Origin of the sequence: Chryseobacterium indoltheticum, from assembly GCF_003815915.1 — a bacterium.
GTDB lineage: Bacteria > Bacteroidota > Bacteroidia > Flavobacteriales > Weeksellaceae > Chryseobacterium > Chryseobacterium indoltheticum.
On record NZ_CP033929.1, the window covers coordinates 686,668 to 704,208 of the forward strand.

The 17,541-nt window shown below is 35.3% G+C and carries 16 protein-coding genes and 1 riboswitch; of the genes, 15 read left to right on the forward strand and 1 reads right to left on the reverse strand.

Features of this window, described 5'->3' with window-relative positions:
- Positions 1–8 precede the first annotated feature (8 nt).
- From fabD to pckA, 3 genes are all read left to right on the forward strand, one after another.
- Positions 9–884 (forward strand): ACP S-malonyltransferase, encoded by an 876-nt coding sequence (gene fabD / locus EG358_RS03205; protein ID WP_076557371.1) that lies wholly within the window; start codon positions 9–11, stop codon positions 882–884.
- Positions 885–893: 9 nt separating this feature from the next.
- Positions 894–1,799, forward strand: a complete 906-nt coding sequence (locus EG358_RS03210; protein WP_076557373.1) for a GYDIA family GHMP kinase — start codon at positions 894–896, stop codon at positions 1,797–1,799.
- A 127-nt stretch (positions 1,800–1,926) separates the two neighbouring features.
- The gene (gene pckA / locus EG358_RS03215) at positions 1,927–3,543 is read left to right on the forward strand and encodes a phosphoenolpyruvate carboxykinase (ATP) (RefSeq protein ID WP_076558025.1); all 1,617 of its coding nucleotides are present in this window, start codon (positions 1,927–1,929) and stop codon (positions 3,541–3,543) included.
- 137 nt (positions 3,544–3,680) lie between these two features.
- On the opposite strand, the gene aroQ is transcribed toward pckA, so the two are convergent.
- Positions 3,681–4,088: a type II 3-dehydroquinate dehydratase gene (gene aroQ / locus EG358_RS03220; RefSeq protein WP_076557375.1), complete on the reverse strand. Its 408-nt coding sequence runs from the start codon at positions 4,086–4,088 to the stop codon at positions 3,681–3,683.
- A 239-nt stretch (positions 4,089–4,327) separates the two neighbouring features.
- Positions 4,328–4,424, forward strand: a riboswitch (SAM riboswitch).
- Between the two features lie 83 nt (positions 4,425–4,507).
- On the opposite strand from aroQ, the gene EG358_RS03225 reads away from it, so the two are divergent.
- The 12 genes from EG358_RS03225 (at position 4,508) to EG358_RS03280 (ending at position 17,521) form a co-directional block, all read left to right on the forward strand.
- Positions 4,508–7,426 (forward strand): SusC/RagA family TonB-linked outer membrane protein, encoded by a 2,919-nt coding sequence (locus tag EG358_RS03225; protein ID WP_076557378.1) that lies wholly within the window; start codon positions 4,508–4,510, stop codon positions 7,424–7,426.
- 126 nt (positions 7,427–7,552) lie between these two features.
- Positions 7,553–9,046, forward strand: a complete 1,494-nt coding sequence (locus tag EG358_RS03230) for a RagB/SusD family nutrient uptake outer membrane protein (protein ID WP_076557380.1) — start codon at positions 7,553–7,555, stop codon at positions 9,044–9,046.
- Positions 9,047–9,168: 122 nt separating this feature from the next.
- A complete protein-coding gene (locus tag EG358_RS03235) occupies positions 9,169–9,588 on the forward strand; it encodes a Fur family transcriptional regulator (protein WP_076557382.1) in 420 nt (139 codons plus the stop codon).
- Positions 9,589–9,632: 44 nt separating this feature from the next.
- Entirely contained in the window at positions 9,633–11,579 is a 1,947-nt protein-coding gene (locus EG358_RS03240; protein ID WP_076557384.1) for a heavy metal translocating P-type ATPase, read from the forward strand.
- A gap of 321 nt (positions 11,580–11,900) precedes the next feature.
- The gene (locus tag EG358_RS03245; protein ID WP_076557386.1) at positions 11,901–12,263 is read left to right on the forward strand and encodes a hypothetical protein; all 363 of its coding nucleotides are present in this window, start codon (positions 11,901–11,903) and stop codon (positions 12,261–12,263) included.
- Positions 12,264–12,345: 82 nt separating this feature from the next.
- Positions 12,346–12,621 (forward strand): YHS domain-containing protein, encoded by a 276-nt coding sequence (locus EG358_RS03250; protein WP_076557388.1) that lies wholly within the window; start codon positions 12,346–12,348, stop codon positions 12,619–12,621.
- Entirely contained in the window at positions 12,608–13,291 is a 684-nt protein-coding gene (locus EG358_RS03255; RefSeq protein WP_174565085.1) for an SCO family protein, read from the forward strand. Before EG358_RS03250 ends, EG358_RS03255 begins: the two co-directional genes overlap by 14 nt.
- A 121-nt stretch (positions 13,292–13,412) precedes the next feature.
- Positions 13,413–14,087, forward strand: coding sequence for a superoxide dismutase (locus EG358_RS03260; protein ID WP_076557390.1), 675 nt, complete (start codon positions 13,413–13,415; stop codon positions 14,085–14,087).
- A 3-nt stretch (positions 14,088–14,090) separates the two neighbouring features.
- Positions 14,091–14,459, forward strand: a complete 369-nt coding sequence (locus tag EG358_RS03265; protein ID WP_076557392.1) for a hypothetical protein — start codon at positions 14,091–14,093, stop codon at positions 14,457–14,459.
- Between the two features lie 243 nt (positions 14,460–14,702).
- Entirely contained in the window at positions 14,703–15,530 is an 828-nt protein-coding gene (locus EG358_RS03270; protein WP_076557394.1) for an MbnP family protein, read from the forward strand.
- Entirely contained in the window at positions 15,523–16,569 is a 1,047-nt protein-coding gene (locus EG358_RS03275) for a cytochrome-c peroxidase (RefSeq protein ID WP_076557396.1), read from the forward strand. The genes EG358_RS03270 and EG358_RS03275 overlap by 8 nt, the downstream gene beginning before the upstream one ends.
- A gap of 178 nt (positions 16,570–16,747) precedes the next feature.
- Entirely contained in the window at positions 16,748–17,521 is a 774-nt protein-coding gene (locus tag EG358_RS03280) for a transporter (RefSeq protein ID WP_228421257.1), read from the forward strand.
- Positions 17,522–17,541 lie beyond the last annotated feature (20 nt).

The following is a 17,541-nucleotide window of genomic DNA, read 5'->3' on the forward strand; positions in this document are numbered from 1 at the left end:
ATAAATAAATGAAAGCACTTGTATTTCCTGGTCAGGGATCACAGTTTGTAGGTATGGGAAAAGAATTATACGATTCCCGTAAAGACATTAAAGATCTGATGGAATCTGCTAACGAAATTTTAGGTTTTGATATTCTTTCCCTGATGTTTAACGGGACTGATGAAGATCTTAAGAAAACGGAGGTTACTCAACCTTCAATATTCATACATTCAGTTGCTGCTTTAAAAGCAGTGAATGGCCTTGGTGCCGAAATGGTTGCAGGGCACTCTTTAGGAGAATTTTCAGCATTGGTTGCCAACGGCGTTTTATCTTTTGATGACGGTTTGAAGCTGGTATCTGAAAGAGCAAAGGCAATGCAGGCTGCTTGTGATGCAAACCCAAGTTCTATGGCTGCAATTTTAGGGTTGGATGATGCCAAAGTAGAAGAAATCTGCGCATCAATCAGCGGAGTTGTTGTTCCTGCAAATTACAATTGTCCCGGACAATTGGTAATTTCTGGTGAAACGGTTGCTGTTGAAGAAGCTTGTGTCAAATTAAAAGAAGCTGGTGCAAAAAGAGCGCTATTGCTTCCTGTAAACGGAGCTTTCCATTCACCATTAATGCAACCTGCACAAGAAAGATTGGCTGCTGCAATTGAGAATACCAAATTCAGAAAGGCGACTATTCCTGTTTATCAGAATATTACGACAACTGCCGTTACAGATCCGGATCAGATTAAAGCTAATCTTATTTCTCAACTAACAGGACCTGTAAAATGGACGCAGTCTGTTCAGAATATGATTAAAGACGGAGCTACAAATTTTGTAGAAGTGGGTCCTGGAAAAACACTTCAGGGATTAATCAAGAAAATTGATAGCGCAGTAGCATCTACTTCTGCCATCTAAAACATAAAAATGGGCGAAATCTATTCACCGGGAAAGCTTATGCTTACTTCAGAATATTTCGCTGTAGACGGAGCTCTTGTCTTAGCGGTACCCACAAAGCTAGGACAAGAGTTTTTTTTTGAAGAAAAGCAAGACGGAAAGTCTATTATTTTCTGGGAAGCCTATCATCAGAAAAAATTATGGCTAAAGGCTGTCATTGATTATAAAACATGGCAGATCTTAGAAACCAACATCAATCAAAGCGCAGAGTTTATTCTTAAAACTCTTAAAAATGTTCAGAGTCTTTCTGAAACTAAGTTCAAAAGTACCGATACTTATCATTTAAAAACAAATCTTCAGTTTCCTTCAGATTATGGTTTGGGAAGCAGTTCTACCTTAATGAACAATCTTGCAGAATGGTCGGAGATTGATCCTTTCCATTTAAATTCAATCAGTTTGGGTGGAAGCGGATACGATATTGCGGTTGCCAATTCAAAATCTGCGGTGTTGTTTCAGAACAAGCCTGAAATACATTTTGAGAAGATAAATTTTAATCCGAAATTTAAAAATGAACTGATTTTTATTCACCTCAATCAAAAGCAAGATAGTCGCGAGGCGATTCAACTTTACAGGTCAAAAGTAAAGTCTCAAATTATAGTAGATGAGTTTTCAAATCTCACAAGAAATATTTTGTTATGTAATGAATTGGAAAATTTTTCTGAACTAATGATGATACATGAGCAAAAAATTTCAGATTTTATTGAAATTCCGACAGTTAAGTCAAGGTTTTTCTCAGATTGTCCGAGTTTTGTCAAAAGTTTAGGAGCTTGGGGCGGAGATTTTGTAATGAGCTCAAAATTTGCAGGGTTTAAGGACTATTTTTGGGGAAAAGGTTTTACTACTGTTTTTGAGTGGAATGATTTAATTGATTGTTAATCAGTTTTTTACATATTCCATTTTTTATTTGTCATTTTCGCTTATATGTTTATATTTATCCACGTTTAACAATTTGTTAATATTAATGATGTTAAACAGACAAAAAGAAAAAGAAAATATAAGTAAAATGAAAAACGCTAAAATCGTCCAGGATTTACAAAAATTAGGGATTAAAGGAGATTACGAATTAATTTATAATCCTTCATACGAAGAGTTATATCAAGCGGAAGTTTCAACTGAAAATCAAGGTTTTGAAAAAGCTGAACTTACAGAATCTGGCGCAGTTTCTGTAAAAACAGGAGTTTTCACTGGCCGTTCGCCTAAAGACAGGTATATTGTTCAGGATGATGTTACGAAAGATACTATTTTCTGGGATGGTAAAGTAAACTTACCTACAACACCTGAAATTTTCGAATCATGTAAAGATTTGGTATTGACTCAGCTTTCTGACGCAAAAAAGATTTACGTAGTAGATACTTTTTGTGGAACAAATGCTGACACAAGATTAAAAGTAAGATTTATTGTTGAAGTGGCTTGGCAGGCGCATTTCGTTACGAATATGTTCATCCGTCCTTCTCACTTTGAGTTAGAAAATTTCGGGGAACCTGATTTCACAGTAATCAACGGATCAAAAACTACAAATCCTAATTGGGAAGCTCAGGAATTGAATTCTGAAAACTTTGTAATGTTTAACCTTACTGAAAAACTTCAGATTATTGGAGGAACCTGGTATGGTGGTGAAATGAAAAAAGGAATGTTTGCAATGATGAATTATTATCTTCCATTAAAAGGAATGGCATCAATGCATTGTTCTGCAAACGTAGGAGAAGAAGGAGATGTAGCGTTATTCTTCGGACTTTCAGGAACAGGAAAAACGACTTTGTCTGCAGATCCTAAAAGATATTTAATTGGTGATGATGAGCACGGTTGGGATAACAACGGAGTGTTCAATTACGAAGGTGGCTGTTATGCCAAAGTAATCGATTTGTCAGCAGAAAAGGAACCGGACATTTTTAGAGCAATTAAAAGAGATGCACTTCTTGAAAACGTTGTAGTACATGACGGTGTTGCTGATTATACTGACGGATCTATCACTGAAAATACAAGAGTTTCTTATCCAATTTACCATATCAACAAAATAGTTTTACCTTCTAAAGCGGGTCACGCAAGTAAGATCGTTTATCTTTCTGCTGATGCTTTCGGAGTATTGCCTCCGGTTTCTATTTTAGATGAAAACCAGGCTCAATATCACTTCCTTTGTGGATATACTTCAAAATTAGCTGGAACTGAAAGAGGAATTACAGAGCCGGAACCATCTTTTTCACCTGCATTTGGAGAAGCCTTCTTAACATTACATCCAACAATGTATTCTAAAACATTGATCGGTAAAATGAAAGAGCACGGTGCAAAAGCTTATTTGGTAAACACGGGATGGAACGGTACCGGAAAAAGAATTTCATTAAAAGATACAAGAGCGATCATTGATTCTATCATTGACGGATCAATTGAAAAAGCTGAAAAAACAACAATCCCTGTAATGAATTTAGAAATTCCCACTTCATTGCCGAATGTTTCTGAAGGAATTTTGGATCCTAGAGATACATACAGCGATGTTGCAGAATGGGAAGAAAAAGCAAAAGATCTTGCTGCAAAATATATCAAAAACTTCGAGCAGTACTGCGGTAATGACGAAGCCAAAAAGCTGATTGCCTCTGGTCCTCAATTGCAGGAACAGACCATTTAGAAATAGTGAAGAGCCTCATCAATTGATGAGGCTTTTTTATTTTAATATTCTTTTAAAAATCTGCGTAATCCGTTTTATCTGCGAGAGCAAAAGTGACAGAACTATTTTACACAATCATCTGTAAAAATCTGCGGAGTTTACTTCAAACTCAATATCGCCAATCGATATCCCTCCATTCCAAAACCGGACAAAACCGCATCTGTGCAAGCTGCTGTTACAGATTTCTGCCTAAATTCTTCTCTTTTGTAAATATTGCTGATGTGAACTTCTACTTTCGGTTTTTGAATATTCTTTAAACAATCCGCAATTGCATAAGAGTAATGCGTGAATGCTCCGGGATTAATTACAACTGCGTCAAAATCATCTTCCTGAAGTCTGTTAATCAACTCCCCTTCAATATTCGACTGATAAGATTTCAGCTCGTGAGAAGTAAATTCAGACTTTAGTTTTTCTAAATAATCTTCCATTGAAACACTCCCGTAAATTTCGGGTTCTCTCGTGCCTAACAGATTCAGATTAGGGCCATTTATAATTAAAACTTTCATAGTATAAATTTAGAAAGTTTTTCAATAAGTCTGAATATTTCTATTTTAAATGATTTTCCGAATTACATTATTTTTAATGATATTTATCATATTTATGAATTTGATAATTTGTATAACTCTCTATTTTAGTGTTTTTTAAGAATTAATTAAGTTAATTTTTGCCAATGATTAATCCTAAATCATAAAGTCTACTTGTTTTGTAGACTAATTGTTTTTAGATTTGCAAACATATTTCGATCGGCTTATAAAGAAAGATGGAGGGAACTGACCCTGTGAAGTCTTAACAACCTGCTCTTTGCAAGGTGTTACATTCAGCCTTTAAAGGAAAAATAAGCAATTGGTTAATCGTATTTATCGATGCCCTTTGCTGTCTTTTCTGCAAAGGGTTAATTTTTAAAATTTGATAAATGAAATGAGTTATGATTAACAAAAATTTAATTAATTCTAAAGCTTGGATTCCACCTGTTGCTGTGTTTTTCTTAGGAATAATCAACATTAATGGCCAGGAAGCAAAAAAAGATACACTTCGGGAACAAGATATAGATGAAGTAGTAGTTGTCGCTTACGGAAAAGCTAAAAAAACAAGTTATACAGGTTCCGTCGCAACAATTTCTAGTGAGAAAATAAATAACAGACCGGTTACCAATATTACAAAAGCTTTGGAGGGGCAGGTTCCTGGTCTTCAGGCAGTAAGTGCTTCAGGACAGCCAGGTGCAACGGCATCTATCCGTATCCGTGGAATTGGCTCGGTGAGTGCTTCAAGTAATCCTTTGTTTGTCGTAGACGGAATTCCTTTTGACGGGAATATCAACTCGATAAGCCCTAATGATATTGAATCGATCAGTGTTTTGAAAGATGCTACGGCAAGTTCACTATATGGTTCAAGAGCAGCCAACGGAGTAATAATTATTACGACAAAATCCGGAAAAAAGGGGGAAGCAAAAGTGAATTTCAATATCAGTCAGGGTTTTTCTACAAGAGCGGTTAAAGATTACGAGCAGGTAAATACAGATCAGTATTTTCAGCTCTATTGGGAAGCTTTGAGAAATGGCTACAAATCGAGCCAGGTTACTTCTCAACAGGCGGCGCAAATGGCGAGTGATGCTTTGGTTTCCGGAAGCAATGGTTTAGGAATAAATCCATACGGATCAAATTATGCAAAACCTGTAGGAACTGACGGTAAGCTTTTACCTGGAGCTACTGCTTTATGGAACGACGACTGGAGAGATATTCTTCAGAGAGTGGCAGCAAGAAGTCAGGTAGATTTAGATTTCAGTGGCGGGAGCGAAAAGAGCAATTACTATTTTTCATTAGGATATCTTGACGATAAAGGAATCGCTATTGGATCAGGCTTTACGAAATACAGTACAAGACTTAAAATAAATTCTGAAGTCAAAAAATGGTTAAATGTTGGGGCTAACTTAAGTTATACCAACAGTCTACAGGAAGCGCCGCCTTCATCAGATTCCAGAACGGATAATATCATTAATGCAGCAAGAGTAATTCCTTCGTTTTATCCTTATTACGAAAGAAATGCAGACGGAGGTCACAGGTTAGATGCGAATGGAAATTATATCTACGACTTTGGAAAATACCGTCCTACAAGTGCTTTACAGAATCAAAATGCCGCCGCAACGTTGCCTTTAGATAAAAATGAAAACCGTGAAGATAACTTTTCAGGAAAAGGATTTTTAGATTTTACTTTCTTACCGGAATTAAAGTTTAAATCAAGTTTCTCTGTTGATTTGGTTAATTACAACGGTCACTTTTATACAAATCCTTTATTGGGAGAAGGAAGTGAAATCGGCGGTTCAGTAACAAAAACAAATTCCAGAACGCTGTCTTATACGACAAGTAATATTCTAACATTTGATAAAAAATTCAACCAGCATCACTTTAATATTTTAGCAGGACAGGAATTTTATCATTACGAATTTCAAACCATCTCAGGAAGCAGAAGCCAATTTTCACTTCCATATTATTACGAACCAGATGCGGCAGCTTTGTTAGGCGGATTTAGTGGAAACAGTGATAAATTGGGACTTTTAAGTTACTTAGGAAAAGTTGAATATGATTTTAAAAATAAATATTTCGTTTCCGGATCGGTAAGATCAGATGGCTCTTCAAGATTTTCACCTGAAAACAGATGGGGAACTTTTTGGTCAGTGGGTGGATCATGGAAAGCTTCGAGTGAAAATTTCATTAGAGATTTAAATATTTTCGATCAGTTGACGCTTCGTGCAAGTTATGGTGGCCAGGGAAATGATAAATTGAGCACATATTATGCATATCAAAGTTTATATACATTTTATAACAATCTTGGTGAAGGCGGTACAGTTGCAAGCAGACTTCCTACTCCGGATCTGAAATGGGAAACGAATCTTAACCTGAATGTAGGATTAGAATTTGCCATTTTGAAAAACAGAATTAAAGGAAATGTAGAATATTTCCAACGTCAGAGTAAAGATCTTTTGTTTGATATGCCTTTGGCTCCTTCCGTTGGTTTTAGCGGTTTTCAGGCGAATATCGGTGAATTAAAAAATACAGGTTTTGAATTTTCTCTATTTACAACTCCTGTTAAAACGGATGATTTCGAATGGAATGTTGATGTAAATCTAAGTACTTTAAACAATAAAATCACCAAACTTCCGAAAGGTTCTATCGTGAGCGGAACAAAACTATTACAGGTTGGAGGTTCTATTTATGATTTCTTCATTCCTGAATGGATGGGAGTTGACTCGAGCAACGGAAATCCACTTTGGAAAACAATTACCACTGATGCAAACGGAAATACAGTGGGAGGAACGACTTCAGAGTATGCAAAAGCGACAAAAACTTTGCAGGGGTCTTCGCTGCCTAAAGTAATGGGTGGTCTTACAACCAGCATTAGATATAAAGATTTTGATTTTTCAGGATTATTGACTTTCAGTTTGGGTGGTAAAATTCTGGATAACGATTATACGATGTTGATGCATAACGGAAGTGCAGCAGGAAGAGCATGGAGCTCTGAAATGTTAAACCGATGGACTCCTGAAAATACCAATACGGATGTTCCTGCTTTAAGCACAACAACCAATAACTGGACTTCTGCTTCGTCAAGATTTTTGTATTCTGGAACGTATGCAAGAATTAAAAATATAAGCTTGGGATACACGCTCCCTTCAGATTATTTTGAAAGAATTGGATTGAAAAAACTGAGAGTTTACGTTCAGGCAGAAAACCTTTTCACATTCTACAAACATAAAGGAATGGATCCTGAACAGACCCTCGACGGAACAACTTACTACAGATATCCTGCAATGAGAACGGTAACTTTTGGTGTGCAGGCTACTCTTTAAAATATTTGAAATTTAAACAATGAAATCGCCATGATTTGGGAACACAAACACTGATGAAGATGACACGATTCCATAACCTGTCCCGACCATTCGGGATAACCTTTAAAAAACAATAAAATTCTACATATGAAAAAATTAAAATATATATCTTTTGCTTTAATTGCTGCCATTTCCCTGATCAGTTGTGAAAATGACTTGGAAACAGCTCCGACGAACCAGGCAGATGAAGCAGAAATTTTTAAGACTGCCGAAAGTGCCGAAACAGTGATCAACGGAACTTGGGCAAAATTTAATGATGACGGAACAACTTATGCCAACATCGGATATTCAACGGTTTTAAGAACGAGCGATGCAATGGGAAGTGATGTTGCTGTTTTGACTAACAAATATGGTTTTCCATCGGCTTATGCATTCACTGATTTGGTGAATAATACGGGAGGTAGATCACTTTATATCTGGACTTCTTTATATTCTGTTATCAATAATATGAATAATGTGATTGCTAGAATTGATGCAGCAGAAGGTACGCCGGAAAAGAAAAATCAGGTGAAAGGCCAGGCAAAGGCTTTACGCGCTTTCTGTTATTGGAATCTTGCCAGTTTCTATCAGTTCAGTTATTTGAAAGATAAAAATGCACCAACGGCTCCAATTTATACAGAACCTGCAACCACCAATTCTGTAGGAAAGAAAAAAGCGACTCTTGAAGAAATTTATACTTTAATTAAAAGTGATTTGACAGACGCTGATCAGTTGCTTCAAAATTATACAAGAAATAATAAAGATAAAATCGACCATTCTGTAGTCAACGGTCTTTTAGCAAGAGTTTATTTAAACACTGGCGAATGGACAAACGCAATCGCTTCTGCCAAAATTGCAAGAACGGGATTTCCTTTAATGAATACCGAAAAATATAAAGAAGGTTTCAATGACATCTCCAACGGAGAATGGATTTGGGGACATGCTCAAACTCAGGAACAGTCTGGTGAAAGCTATGCATTCCACTTTTTAGATGTTTCATCTTCGGGAAGTTATTATTACAGTTTTATGGCGGATCCTTATTTTAAAGATTTGTTTGATACGAATGATATCCGTTCTTCATTATTTTCATGGGACGGATTACCAGGAAGAGAAGGGCTTTTGAGATATGCTAAATTTAAGTTTAAAGCTAATTTAATTGCCGATATCGTTTTCATGAGAGCTGCAGAAATGTATTTAATTGAGGCGGAAGCTGAAGCAAGAAGCGGAAATGTTGCCAATGCTGTTACAGTTTTAAACCAATTAAAAACAGCAAGAAAAGCTAATGTTTATACTGGTTCTCTTGCACAGAATGATGTCATCAAAGAAGTTTTGATTGAAAGAAGAAAAGAGCTTTTCGGAGAAGGTTTTTCTCTGTCAGATATCATCAGAACACAAGGTAAAGTAGAAAGAAAAGCTTTTGTAAACTCAAGCGGACAGCCGATTCAGGTACAGATCACAACTCCGGATGGTACCGTGAAGACCGTTAATGGAAGAGGACATTCTATATTTGCTTTTCCAGATCAGTCGGCTTTTGTGCCCAACAGCAGATATTATTTGTTTTCAATTCCGCAGAAAGAAATTGAAAATAATCCAAATTTATAGTTTTGATTTTATTTTTGAGTCTTTGTAGCAATGCAAAGGCTCTTTTTTTTTTTAAAATATAAAAAAAACGTTCTAAAAAAAAGCTAACTTTGAAAGGCTTTCATGAAGGGAAGCTTAATATCATGAAGCAAGAAATCGAAAATAAGCTCATCGACAAAAATACCAAACCTACAAGCATGAGGATTTTGGTATACGATTTTTTAAGCTCACAAGAGACCGCTTTATCTTTGTCTGAAATTGAAAATTATTTTGAAAATGCAGACCGCACAACGATTTACCGAACTTTAAAAACATTTGAAGAAAAAGGAATCGTTCACAGCATTCAGGAAAATACAACAACGAAATACAAACTCTGTCATGACGACTGCGACGAAAAAACGCACAAAGACTGGCATCTCCATTTCTATTGCAAAATCTGCAAACAGACCACTTGCAAAGAAGATATTTCTTTCCCTGAAAGTATGAAAACCGATTTCAGGATTGACGAAATAAGGCTTTTTGCAAAAGGTATTTGCGAAAACTGTCTCGAAAGTTTGCAATAGTATTGCATTCGTATGAGCACTACATTTGTTAAAAATTATTTGTTATGGAAGAATGTTGCAGTACAAAACCTAAAAAAGAGCACAACCACGAAGGTCACGACCATGATCATTCTCATGAGGTTCAAGATAAATCAACGCTTCAGCTTTTTTTGCCCGCAATTGTGTCATTTGCTTTGCTATTGATCGGAATTACGTTAGATAATTTCATTGAAAACAATTGGTTTAATGGTTGGCTTCGCCTCGTTTGGTATTTGGTTGCCTACATTCCTGTAGGACTTCCTGTTTTAAAAGAAGCGTATGAAAGTATTATTAAGGGCGATGTTTTCTCAGAATTTTTCTTAATGGGAATTGCTACCATCGGTGCGTTTGCGATTGGGGAATATCCTGAAGGTGTTGCCGTAATGCTGTTTTATTCGGTAGGTGAAGTTTTTCAGGCAATGGCGGTTAATAGAGCTAAAACCAATATTAAATCTCTTCTCGATCAGCGTCCCGATGAGGTAACTATTTTAAAAGATGGACAGCCACAAACCGTAAAAGCCGAAAAAGTAAATATTGGAGAAATCATTCAACTAAAATCCGGAGAAAAATTAGGATTAGACGGAGAACTACTTTCAGAAAAAGCTTCATTCAACACGGCTGCACTCACGGGAGAAAGCAAACCCGATACAAAAACAAAAGGCGAAACAGTTTTGGCCGGAATGATTAATCTGAACACCGTAAGTCAGGTAAAAGTTACGACTGCTTATAAAGATAGTAAGTTGAGTAAAATCTTAGAATTGGTTCAGAATGCGACATCGCAAAAAGCTCCGACAGAATTATTCATCAGAAAATTTGCTAAAATTTACACACCGATTGTAGTTTTCTTAGCGATTGGAATCACTTTCTTACCCTATTTTTTTGTTGATGATTATCAGTTTAAAGCGTGGTTATATAAAGCTTTAGTTTTTCTGGTGATTTCTTGTCCGTGTGCCTTAGTGATTTCTATTCCGTTGGGTTATTTTGGTGGAATTGGTGCAGGAAGCAGAAATGGAATTTTATTTAAAGGAAGTAATTTTTTAGATGTTTTGGCGAATGTTCAGAATGTAGTGATGGATAAAACAGGAACCATGACGGAAGGTGTTTTCAAAGTTCAGGAAGTAAACTTCGGGAGCGACTTTAATAAAGATGAAATTTTAAAACTCGTCAATGCGCTCGAAAGTCAAAGTACACATCCTGTTGCAACGGCAATTCACAATTATGCAGGAGAAATAGACCATTCTATTCAACTGGAAAATGTAGAAGAGATCGCAGGTCACGGGCTGAAAGCAACTATTAACGGAAAAGAATTACTGGTTGGGAACTTTAAATTAATAGATAAATTCAACATCAGTTACAACATAAAAACCGACAATATTGTTTATACTTTAATTGCGGTTGCATATGACAAAAAGTTTGTAGGATATCTTACCATTGCAGATTCCATCAAAGAAGATGCTCAGTTAACGATTAATAAATTGAAAGCATTAAATGTAAAAACCACGATGTTGAGTGGTGATAAAACTTCTGTTGTACAATTTGTTGCAAATGAACTGGGAATTCAAAATGCTTTCGGAGACTTACTTCCCGAAGATAAAGTAAATAAAGTCAAAGAACTGAAAGCAAAAAATGAAACTGTTGCTTTTGTCGGAGACGGAGTAAATGATGCACCGGTTGTAGCTTTAAGCGATGTCGGAATCGCAATGGGCGGATTAGGAAGCGATGCTACAATTGAAACTGCCGATGTAGTGATTCAGGATGATAAACCGAGCAAAATTCCGATGGCAATCAATATCGGGAAGCAAACTAAAAAGATAGTTTGGCAAAATATTATCCTTGCATTTACAGTAAAAGCAATTGTTCTGGTTCTCGGAGCAGGAGGTTTGGCAACAATGTGGGAAGCTGTTTTTGCAGACGTTGGAGTTGCGTTAATCGCTATTTTGAATGCGGTGAGAATTCAAAGAATGAAATTTTAATAATGCTGGAAGGCGGAAGCTGGTTGTTGGAAGTTTTACAAATAAACTACAAAAGGTTCTAATAATTATCAATAGGGGTGGGCTTTAGCCCGCCCTTAAAAATATAAACTCTCCATTGGCTTTAGCCAAAACTTATTGTATAAATACATTTTCAAACATCTGCGCAATCCGTGCAATCTGCGGGAATTTTAATTTAGATAATTATCCTCATCAAAAATTTCCATCTTCCAACATCCCGCTTCCAACCTTAAAACTGACTTTCATCATAAATCATCCGTCAACTCAATTTTCTACACTATATTTGTGGTAAAGATTTGATGCTTGAAGTTTTTCTTATCCTTTTTCATTGTTTTTACTATTGCAATTCGTCCTGTTTTGCCAATGTTAAATTATGTGATCAACTACGATTACATTGTGAATAACCTTTGTGAAAATAGAAAAGTTGTAGAATCTGATTGTAAAGGAAAATGTTTTGTAAAAAAAGAGTTGGCAAAAACAGAAAAGGAATCTAATAATGCTCAAAATATTAAGATTGCAGGCTTAGATGTTTTTCTATCTCATGACATTCTATCTTTTTCGAATATCGATAAAGCTGATTTAAAAGCAGAAAAGCCCAATTCGAATTATATTCAATTAAATTCTTCAGAATATTTTTCCAGAATATTCCATCCTCCTTTAGTTTAATTTTTTATACCTGAACTTTTAGTTTTGATTTTTATCAAGGCTTATATTCATATTAATTAAACTTAATTTTAAATTCTATTTAATGAAATCTAAAGTTATCTTAACAGCATTTTTGTCTGTTTCATTACTTGCCTGTGCGCAGGAAACACCTAAAGTAAAGCATAAAAAGAAAAACATTCCTACGAAAACCACTGCTCAAAAAGTAAAGTTTGCCAATGCTATCGATCCGATCTGTGAGATGAAAACAGAAGACGATATGATAGACACGTTAGTTTATAAAGGAAAAACGTACGGTTTTTGCAGTAGCTACTGTAAGGATGAGTTTAAGAAAAATCCTGAGAAGTATGTCCAAAAATAAAAAGACTGAAAGCTCCGCAAAAAAGAAAATTATTATTCCAATTGCGATTATTGCATTACTGTTTTTAGGAATTGGTGTCGGGATGAGTTATTTTAAAAGCAGCCTTTATACCGTGATGAAAGTTCCGGATTTTGAACTGACTGATCAGAATAATAAAAAGATCACCAACAAAGATATGCTTGGAAAAGTATATTTAGTTGAATTTTTCTTTAGTAAATGTCCTACAATTTGTCCGGTGATGAATACCAATATGAGAGCGATTGAAGATGAAATCAACAATCCCGATTTTGGAATTATCTCAATCAGTATTGATCCTGAAAACGACACACCTGAATTATTAAAGCAACATGCTCAAAAGATAGGTGCAAAATCACCAAACTGGCATTTTCTGACGGGTGATCGAACTTATATTGGAAATCTTGCGGATCAATTTGATATCTACGTCGGAGATAAAGAAGATGAAAGTGAAAACCTCAATCACAGCGGAATGATTGCCTTAGTCGATAAAGAAGGAAATATCAGATGCAGATATAATAAAGAAAATATGCCGATTCTATATTATTCAGGATTGAATTATGAAGACGCAGAAGGAAAAATCTCTAAACTGAACGGGAAATATCATCCTGATAGAGAAATTTTAATTGAAGATATTAAGAGATTATTGAAATAAGGCAGGAAGTTTGAAGTTTGATGCTGGAAGTTGAATAACAGACTGAATAATCATCCATCTTCCAACCACCGCGCTTCCAACTCAAAAGAAATTAAATGTTCAACCATATAAACAAAACGTTATGAAGATTTTTAAAGTAGCTGCATTTACGGCAGTTTTTGCGGCGCAATTTGCGTTTGCACAATTCAAGCAGACTCCATTACCGTATGCATACAATGCATTGGAAGGTAATATTGATGCACAAACAATGGAAATTCATTATTCAAAACATGCAGCTGCTTATGTTGCCAATTTAAATAAAGCAATTGCAGGAACTCCGCAGGAGAAGCAGACTTTATTTGAAATTCTTTCAAAAGCAGGAACTTTACCAATGGCAGTAAGAAATAATGCCGGCGGACATTACAATCACGAGTTATTCTGGACAGTTCTTACTCCACAAAAAGATACAAAGCCTTCTGCAAAATTAACAAAAGCAATCACCGATGCTTTCGGAAGTATGGATGCTTTTAAAGAAAAAATGGCTAAAGCAGGAGCAGAGCGTTTCGGTTCGGGTTGGGCTTGGCTTTCTGTGGATAAAAGCGGTAAATTATTCGTTTCTTCAACGCCAAATCAGGATAATCCTTTGATGGATGTTGTGGAAGAAAAAGGAACTCCAATTTTCGGAATTGACGTTTGGGAGCACGCTTATTACCTGAAATATCAGAACAAAAGAGCTGATTATTTAACTGCCATTTGGAATGTAACCAACTGGAAAGAAATCAGCAGAAGATATGATGAAGCGTTAAGCAAAAAATAATCATTGAATTTAATTTGCAGCATATTTCTCACCTTTTTTACGGTACTCAGGCCTCTGATTCCGTTGGTGGAATATGCTGTAAATTATCAATATATCAGCGAAGAGCTTTGTGTCAACAGAAAAAATGTTGCACTCAACTGTAACGGGAAATGTTATCTTGCCAAAGAGTTGGCAAAAACGAACGATACAGATTCTTCACCTTTACACAAAACAAAAAATTCTGGGCAGAAATTACTTGATATTTATATTCTTCCTGAAATTATCGCAGTCAATACCACAGAAAAGCCAGTCTTTTCTTATTCAAATTTTCTTTACAAAACAGGCTATTCTTTTCTGTTTTTAAAACACATTTTCAGACCACCAGTTTTTTAAGTTATTTTTTAATCTTGTTTTAATTGTAAAAGTTTTGCATTTGTTTTAAAATTAACGTGTAGTTGTCATTCCGTAGGAATCTCGGCAAACATTTCACGTAATAATTTTTAAAACTTCGCTTAGATTCCTACGGAATGACAAAGTGAGCGCTTGATGCTGTGCAAACTTTTACAGTTTAAAAAATTGAATATTTTACTATTCAATCACTATTTCTATTTAAAATTTCAACTTAAAAAATCAACAATGAAAATTTATAAATTTTTATCATTATTATCTATTGCCTTTACTTTTTTCACAATTATATCATGTAGAAACAGCGATGAAGACGATTCATCACCAGAAACAAAAGGGGAACTTCAGCTCAAATTCGAAAACGGATTTAATAATCTTGGGGATATTGTACTCAATCAGACTACTCAAACTTCGTCAGGCGGACAAAAACATCAGTTTTCAACTTTAAAATATGTCATCAGCAACATCAGTTTGATTGACGAAAATGGAAATGAATTTAAATACAACGAAAATAATCCCGACAAAGGTGCTTTCATTATCAATCAGGAAAAAGCAGTTGCCGGAATTGTGTATGTAGATTTAGATGAAATTCCGAAAAACAATTATAAAAAAATAAAATTCGGATTGGGAATCAGTCAGAATGCTTATTTATTAGGGCAAAACGGACAGGCAGGATTCTGGGAAAAAGCTAAAAAGGAAAGTCTGACCTGGTCTTGGGCTGCAGGTTATATTTTCGTAAAACTAGAAGGGAAATATGGAACAGCTTCTGCCAACACCGAATTTATGAATCACACCGGAAACATGGGGAATGTTACCGCAAACAACACTCCGGATTTGTATCGTGAAGTGACTTTGGATCTTCCGACAACTGCAAGAGTTTCAGGAACTGTAAAACCATCGATTCACATTTTGGCAGATTTTAATCAATATCTAAGTGGAGAAACTGCTCTAAGCCTTTCATCAACTAATAATATGGCGATGGGTTCTAATCAACATTTAGTAAATGTGACGAATAATTTAGTGAAAATGTTTAAAGTAGATCACGTTCACAATGATTAAGAAGATTTTTAAAACAGGGCTGCTTTTAATATTTATTCTAAATTTTATTTCGTGTTCAGATGAAGTGATTCAGCCTTTAGAAAAAGATGAAGTGATAAGTCTTCAGTTTCCTTCTTATTTTCCGGAAATGACTTTTAATAAAGATGAAAATCCAATTACCAAAAACGGAGTAGAGTTGGGTAGGAAATTATTTTATGAAGGCAGATTATCCCGGAATAATACGATTTCGTGTGGATTCTGTCATATTCAGGAAAATGCTTTTACCCATCACGGTCATACAGTAAGTCACGGAATTGACGATAGAATAGGAATCAGAAATGCACCGGCGATTCAGAATATGGTTTTTCTGAAACGGTATATGTGGGATGGCGTGATTCACAATTTAAATGAACAACCGATTATTCCCATTACAGATGTAAACGAAATGGATAGTTCGATGCCTGAAGCGATTTCAAAACTCAGTAAAGATGAGGTTTACAAAAAATTGTTTAAACAGGCTTATGGAGACGAGAATATTACCGGAGAAAGAGTTTTGAAAGCTTTGTCACAGTTTATGTCTACTTTAATTTCAGGTGATTCCAAATATGACCGTTTTAAACAAGGAAAAGAGAGTTTTAGTTCTGAAGAATCTCAAGGATTGGTTTTGTTTCAACAGAAATGTGCATCGTGTCACAGCGGAGAATTATTTACCGATGAAAGTTTCAGAAATACCGGAATGTATTATAATACTCAATTCAAAGATGCGGGACGACATCGTGTGACGCTTGATCAAAATGACTGGATGAAATTCAGAGTTCCAAGTTTAAGAAATGTAGAATATACCGCACCTTATATGCATGACGGAAGATTTTATACATTGGAAGCAGTGCTCAATTTTTATTCGGATAGTGTAGAAGACAATCCAAATCTAGATCCACAATTGAAACAAAATAAGCATATCGGAATCGCGATGAATACTCAGGAAAAACAATTTATTATTACTTTTCTAAAGACTTTATCTGATAAGAATTTTATTACTAATCCAAAGTTTGCGGAATAATTATTTTATCATGAAGAAGATATTTTTAATCTTAAGTCTGATTTTATTTACTTTAAATCAGGCTAAAACAATCAATGACAGTTTATATAATCCAAATGATCTGAGTGAAATTTTATTCAATGAATGTGATGCTTGCTGATGTGCTGAGGGAAATGGATCTTCAGGTTTTGAATCTTTATTGAATCCACAGTTTATTGGTGTTAAATATTTTGCTCAGCATTATAAAGCGAAAGAAAATTTATTTGTCAACGACTTGACGCAGGATCAGTATTTCAATACAATTCAGCTTTGGGCGAAAATACCTATAGGTCAAAAATTAAGTGTTTATGCAAGTCTGCCGTTTCATTTTCACGAGAAGAAAACTTTGCAGGGCGACATTAATATCAACGGAATCGGAGATTTTAATCTGATGGGAATTTATAAACTGATCAATTCAAAAGATAATAAGCATGAGTTGAATGGTGGAGTAGGTGTGAAAGTTCCGCTGGGAAAATTTGATGAAAAAGGTATTTCAGGAGTGAATCCAAGTTTTCAGTTGGGAACCGGAAGTTGGGATTATCAGGCTGTTTTGAATTACAGATTTCAGAAAAATAAAGTGGCTGTGCTTCTCAATACCGATTATACCATCAAAACTGAAAATAAAAAACACTATCAGTTTGGGAATCAATGGAATTATTCCGCTACCGGATTTTACCAAATTGTAGGAACTGAGAAAATGATTTTGTCTTCAAAAGCTGGTTTGCAAGGAGAGGTTTATGACCGAAACCGTCAGTATAAAGAAGACCTTCCGAAAACCGCAGGAAGTGCTTTGTATGGAAAATTAGGTTTTGAAGCTTCTTACAAAAAGGTGAGTTTGGGAACAGAATTAATGCTTCCAACGTATACCAATTTGGCTGGAGGAGATATTGAAGCAAAATCCAGATTCAGTGTTTTTATCAATTTTGGTATTTAATTAAAAATAGAATTTTAGGC

Coding starts and splice junctions, on each gene's coding strand:
- fabD (WP_076557371.1), top strand. CDS start 9: ATGAAAGCACTTGTATTTCCTGGTCAGGGATCACAGTTTGTAGGTATG.
- EG358_RS03210 (WP_076557373.1), top strand. CDS start 894: ATGGGCGAAATCTATTCACCGGGAAAGCTTATGCTTACTTCAGAATAT.
- pckA (WP_076558025.1), top strand. CDS start 1,927: ATGAAAAACGCTAAAATCGTCCAGGATTTACAAAAATTAGGGATTAAA.
- aroQ (WP_076557375.1), bottom strand. CDS start 4,088: ATGAAAGTTTTAATTATAAATGGCCCTAATCTGAATCTGTTAGGCACG.
- EG358_RS03225 (WP_076557378.1), top strand. CDS start 4,508: ATGATTAACAAAAATTTAATTAATTCTAAAGCTTGGATTCCACCTGTT.
- EG358_RS03230 (WP_076557380.1), top strand. CDS start 7,553: ATGAAAAAATTAAAATATATATCTTTTGCTTTAATTGCTGCCATTTCC.
- EG358_RS03235 (WP_076557382.1), top strand. CDS start 9,169: ATGAAGCAAGAAATCGAAAATAAGCTCATCGACAAAAATACCAAACCT.
- EG358_RS03240 (WP_076557384.1), top strand. CDS start 9,633: ATGGAAGAATGTTGCAGTACAAAACCTAAAAAAGAGCACAACCACGAA.
- EG358_RS03250 (WP_076557388.1), top strand. CDS start 12,346: ATGAAATCTAAAGTTATCTTAACAGCATTTTTGTCTGTTTCATTACTT.
- EG358_RS03255 (WP_174565085.1), top strand. CDS start 12,608: ATGTCCAAAAATAAAAAGACTGAAAGCTCCGCAAAAAAGAAAATTATT.
- EG358_RS03260 (WP_076557390.1), top strand. CDS start 13,413: ATGAAGATTTTTAAAGTAGCTGCATTTACGGCAGTTTTTGCGGCGCAA.
- EG358_RS03270 (WP_076557394.1), top strand. CDS start 14,703: ATGAAAATTTATAAATTTTTATCATTATTATCTATTGCCTTTACTTTT.
- EG358_RS03275 (WP_076557396.1), top strand. CDS start 15,523: ATGATTAAGAAGATTTTTAAAACAGGGCTGCTTTTAATATTTATTCTA.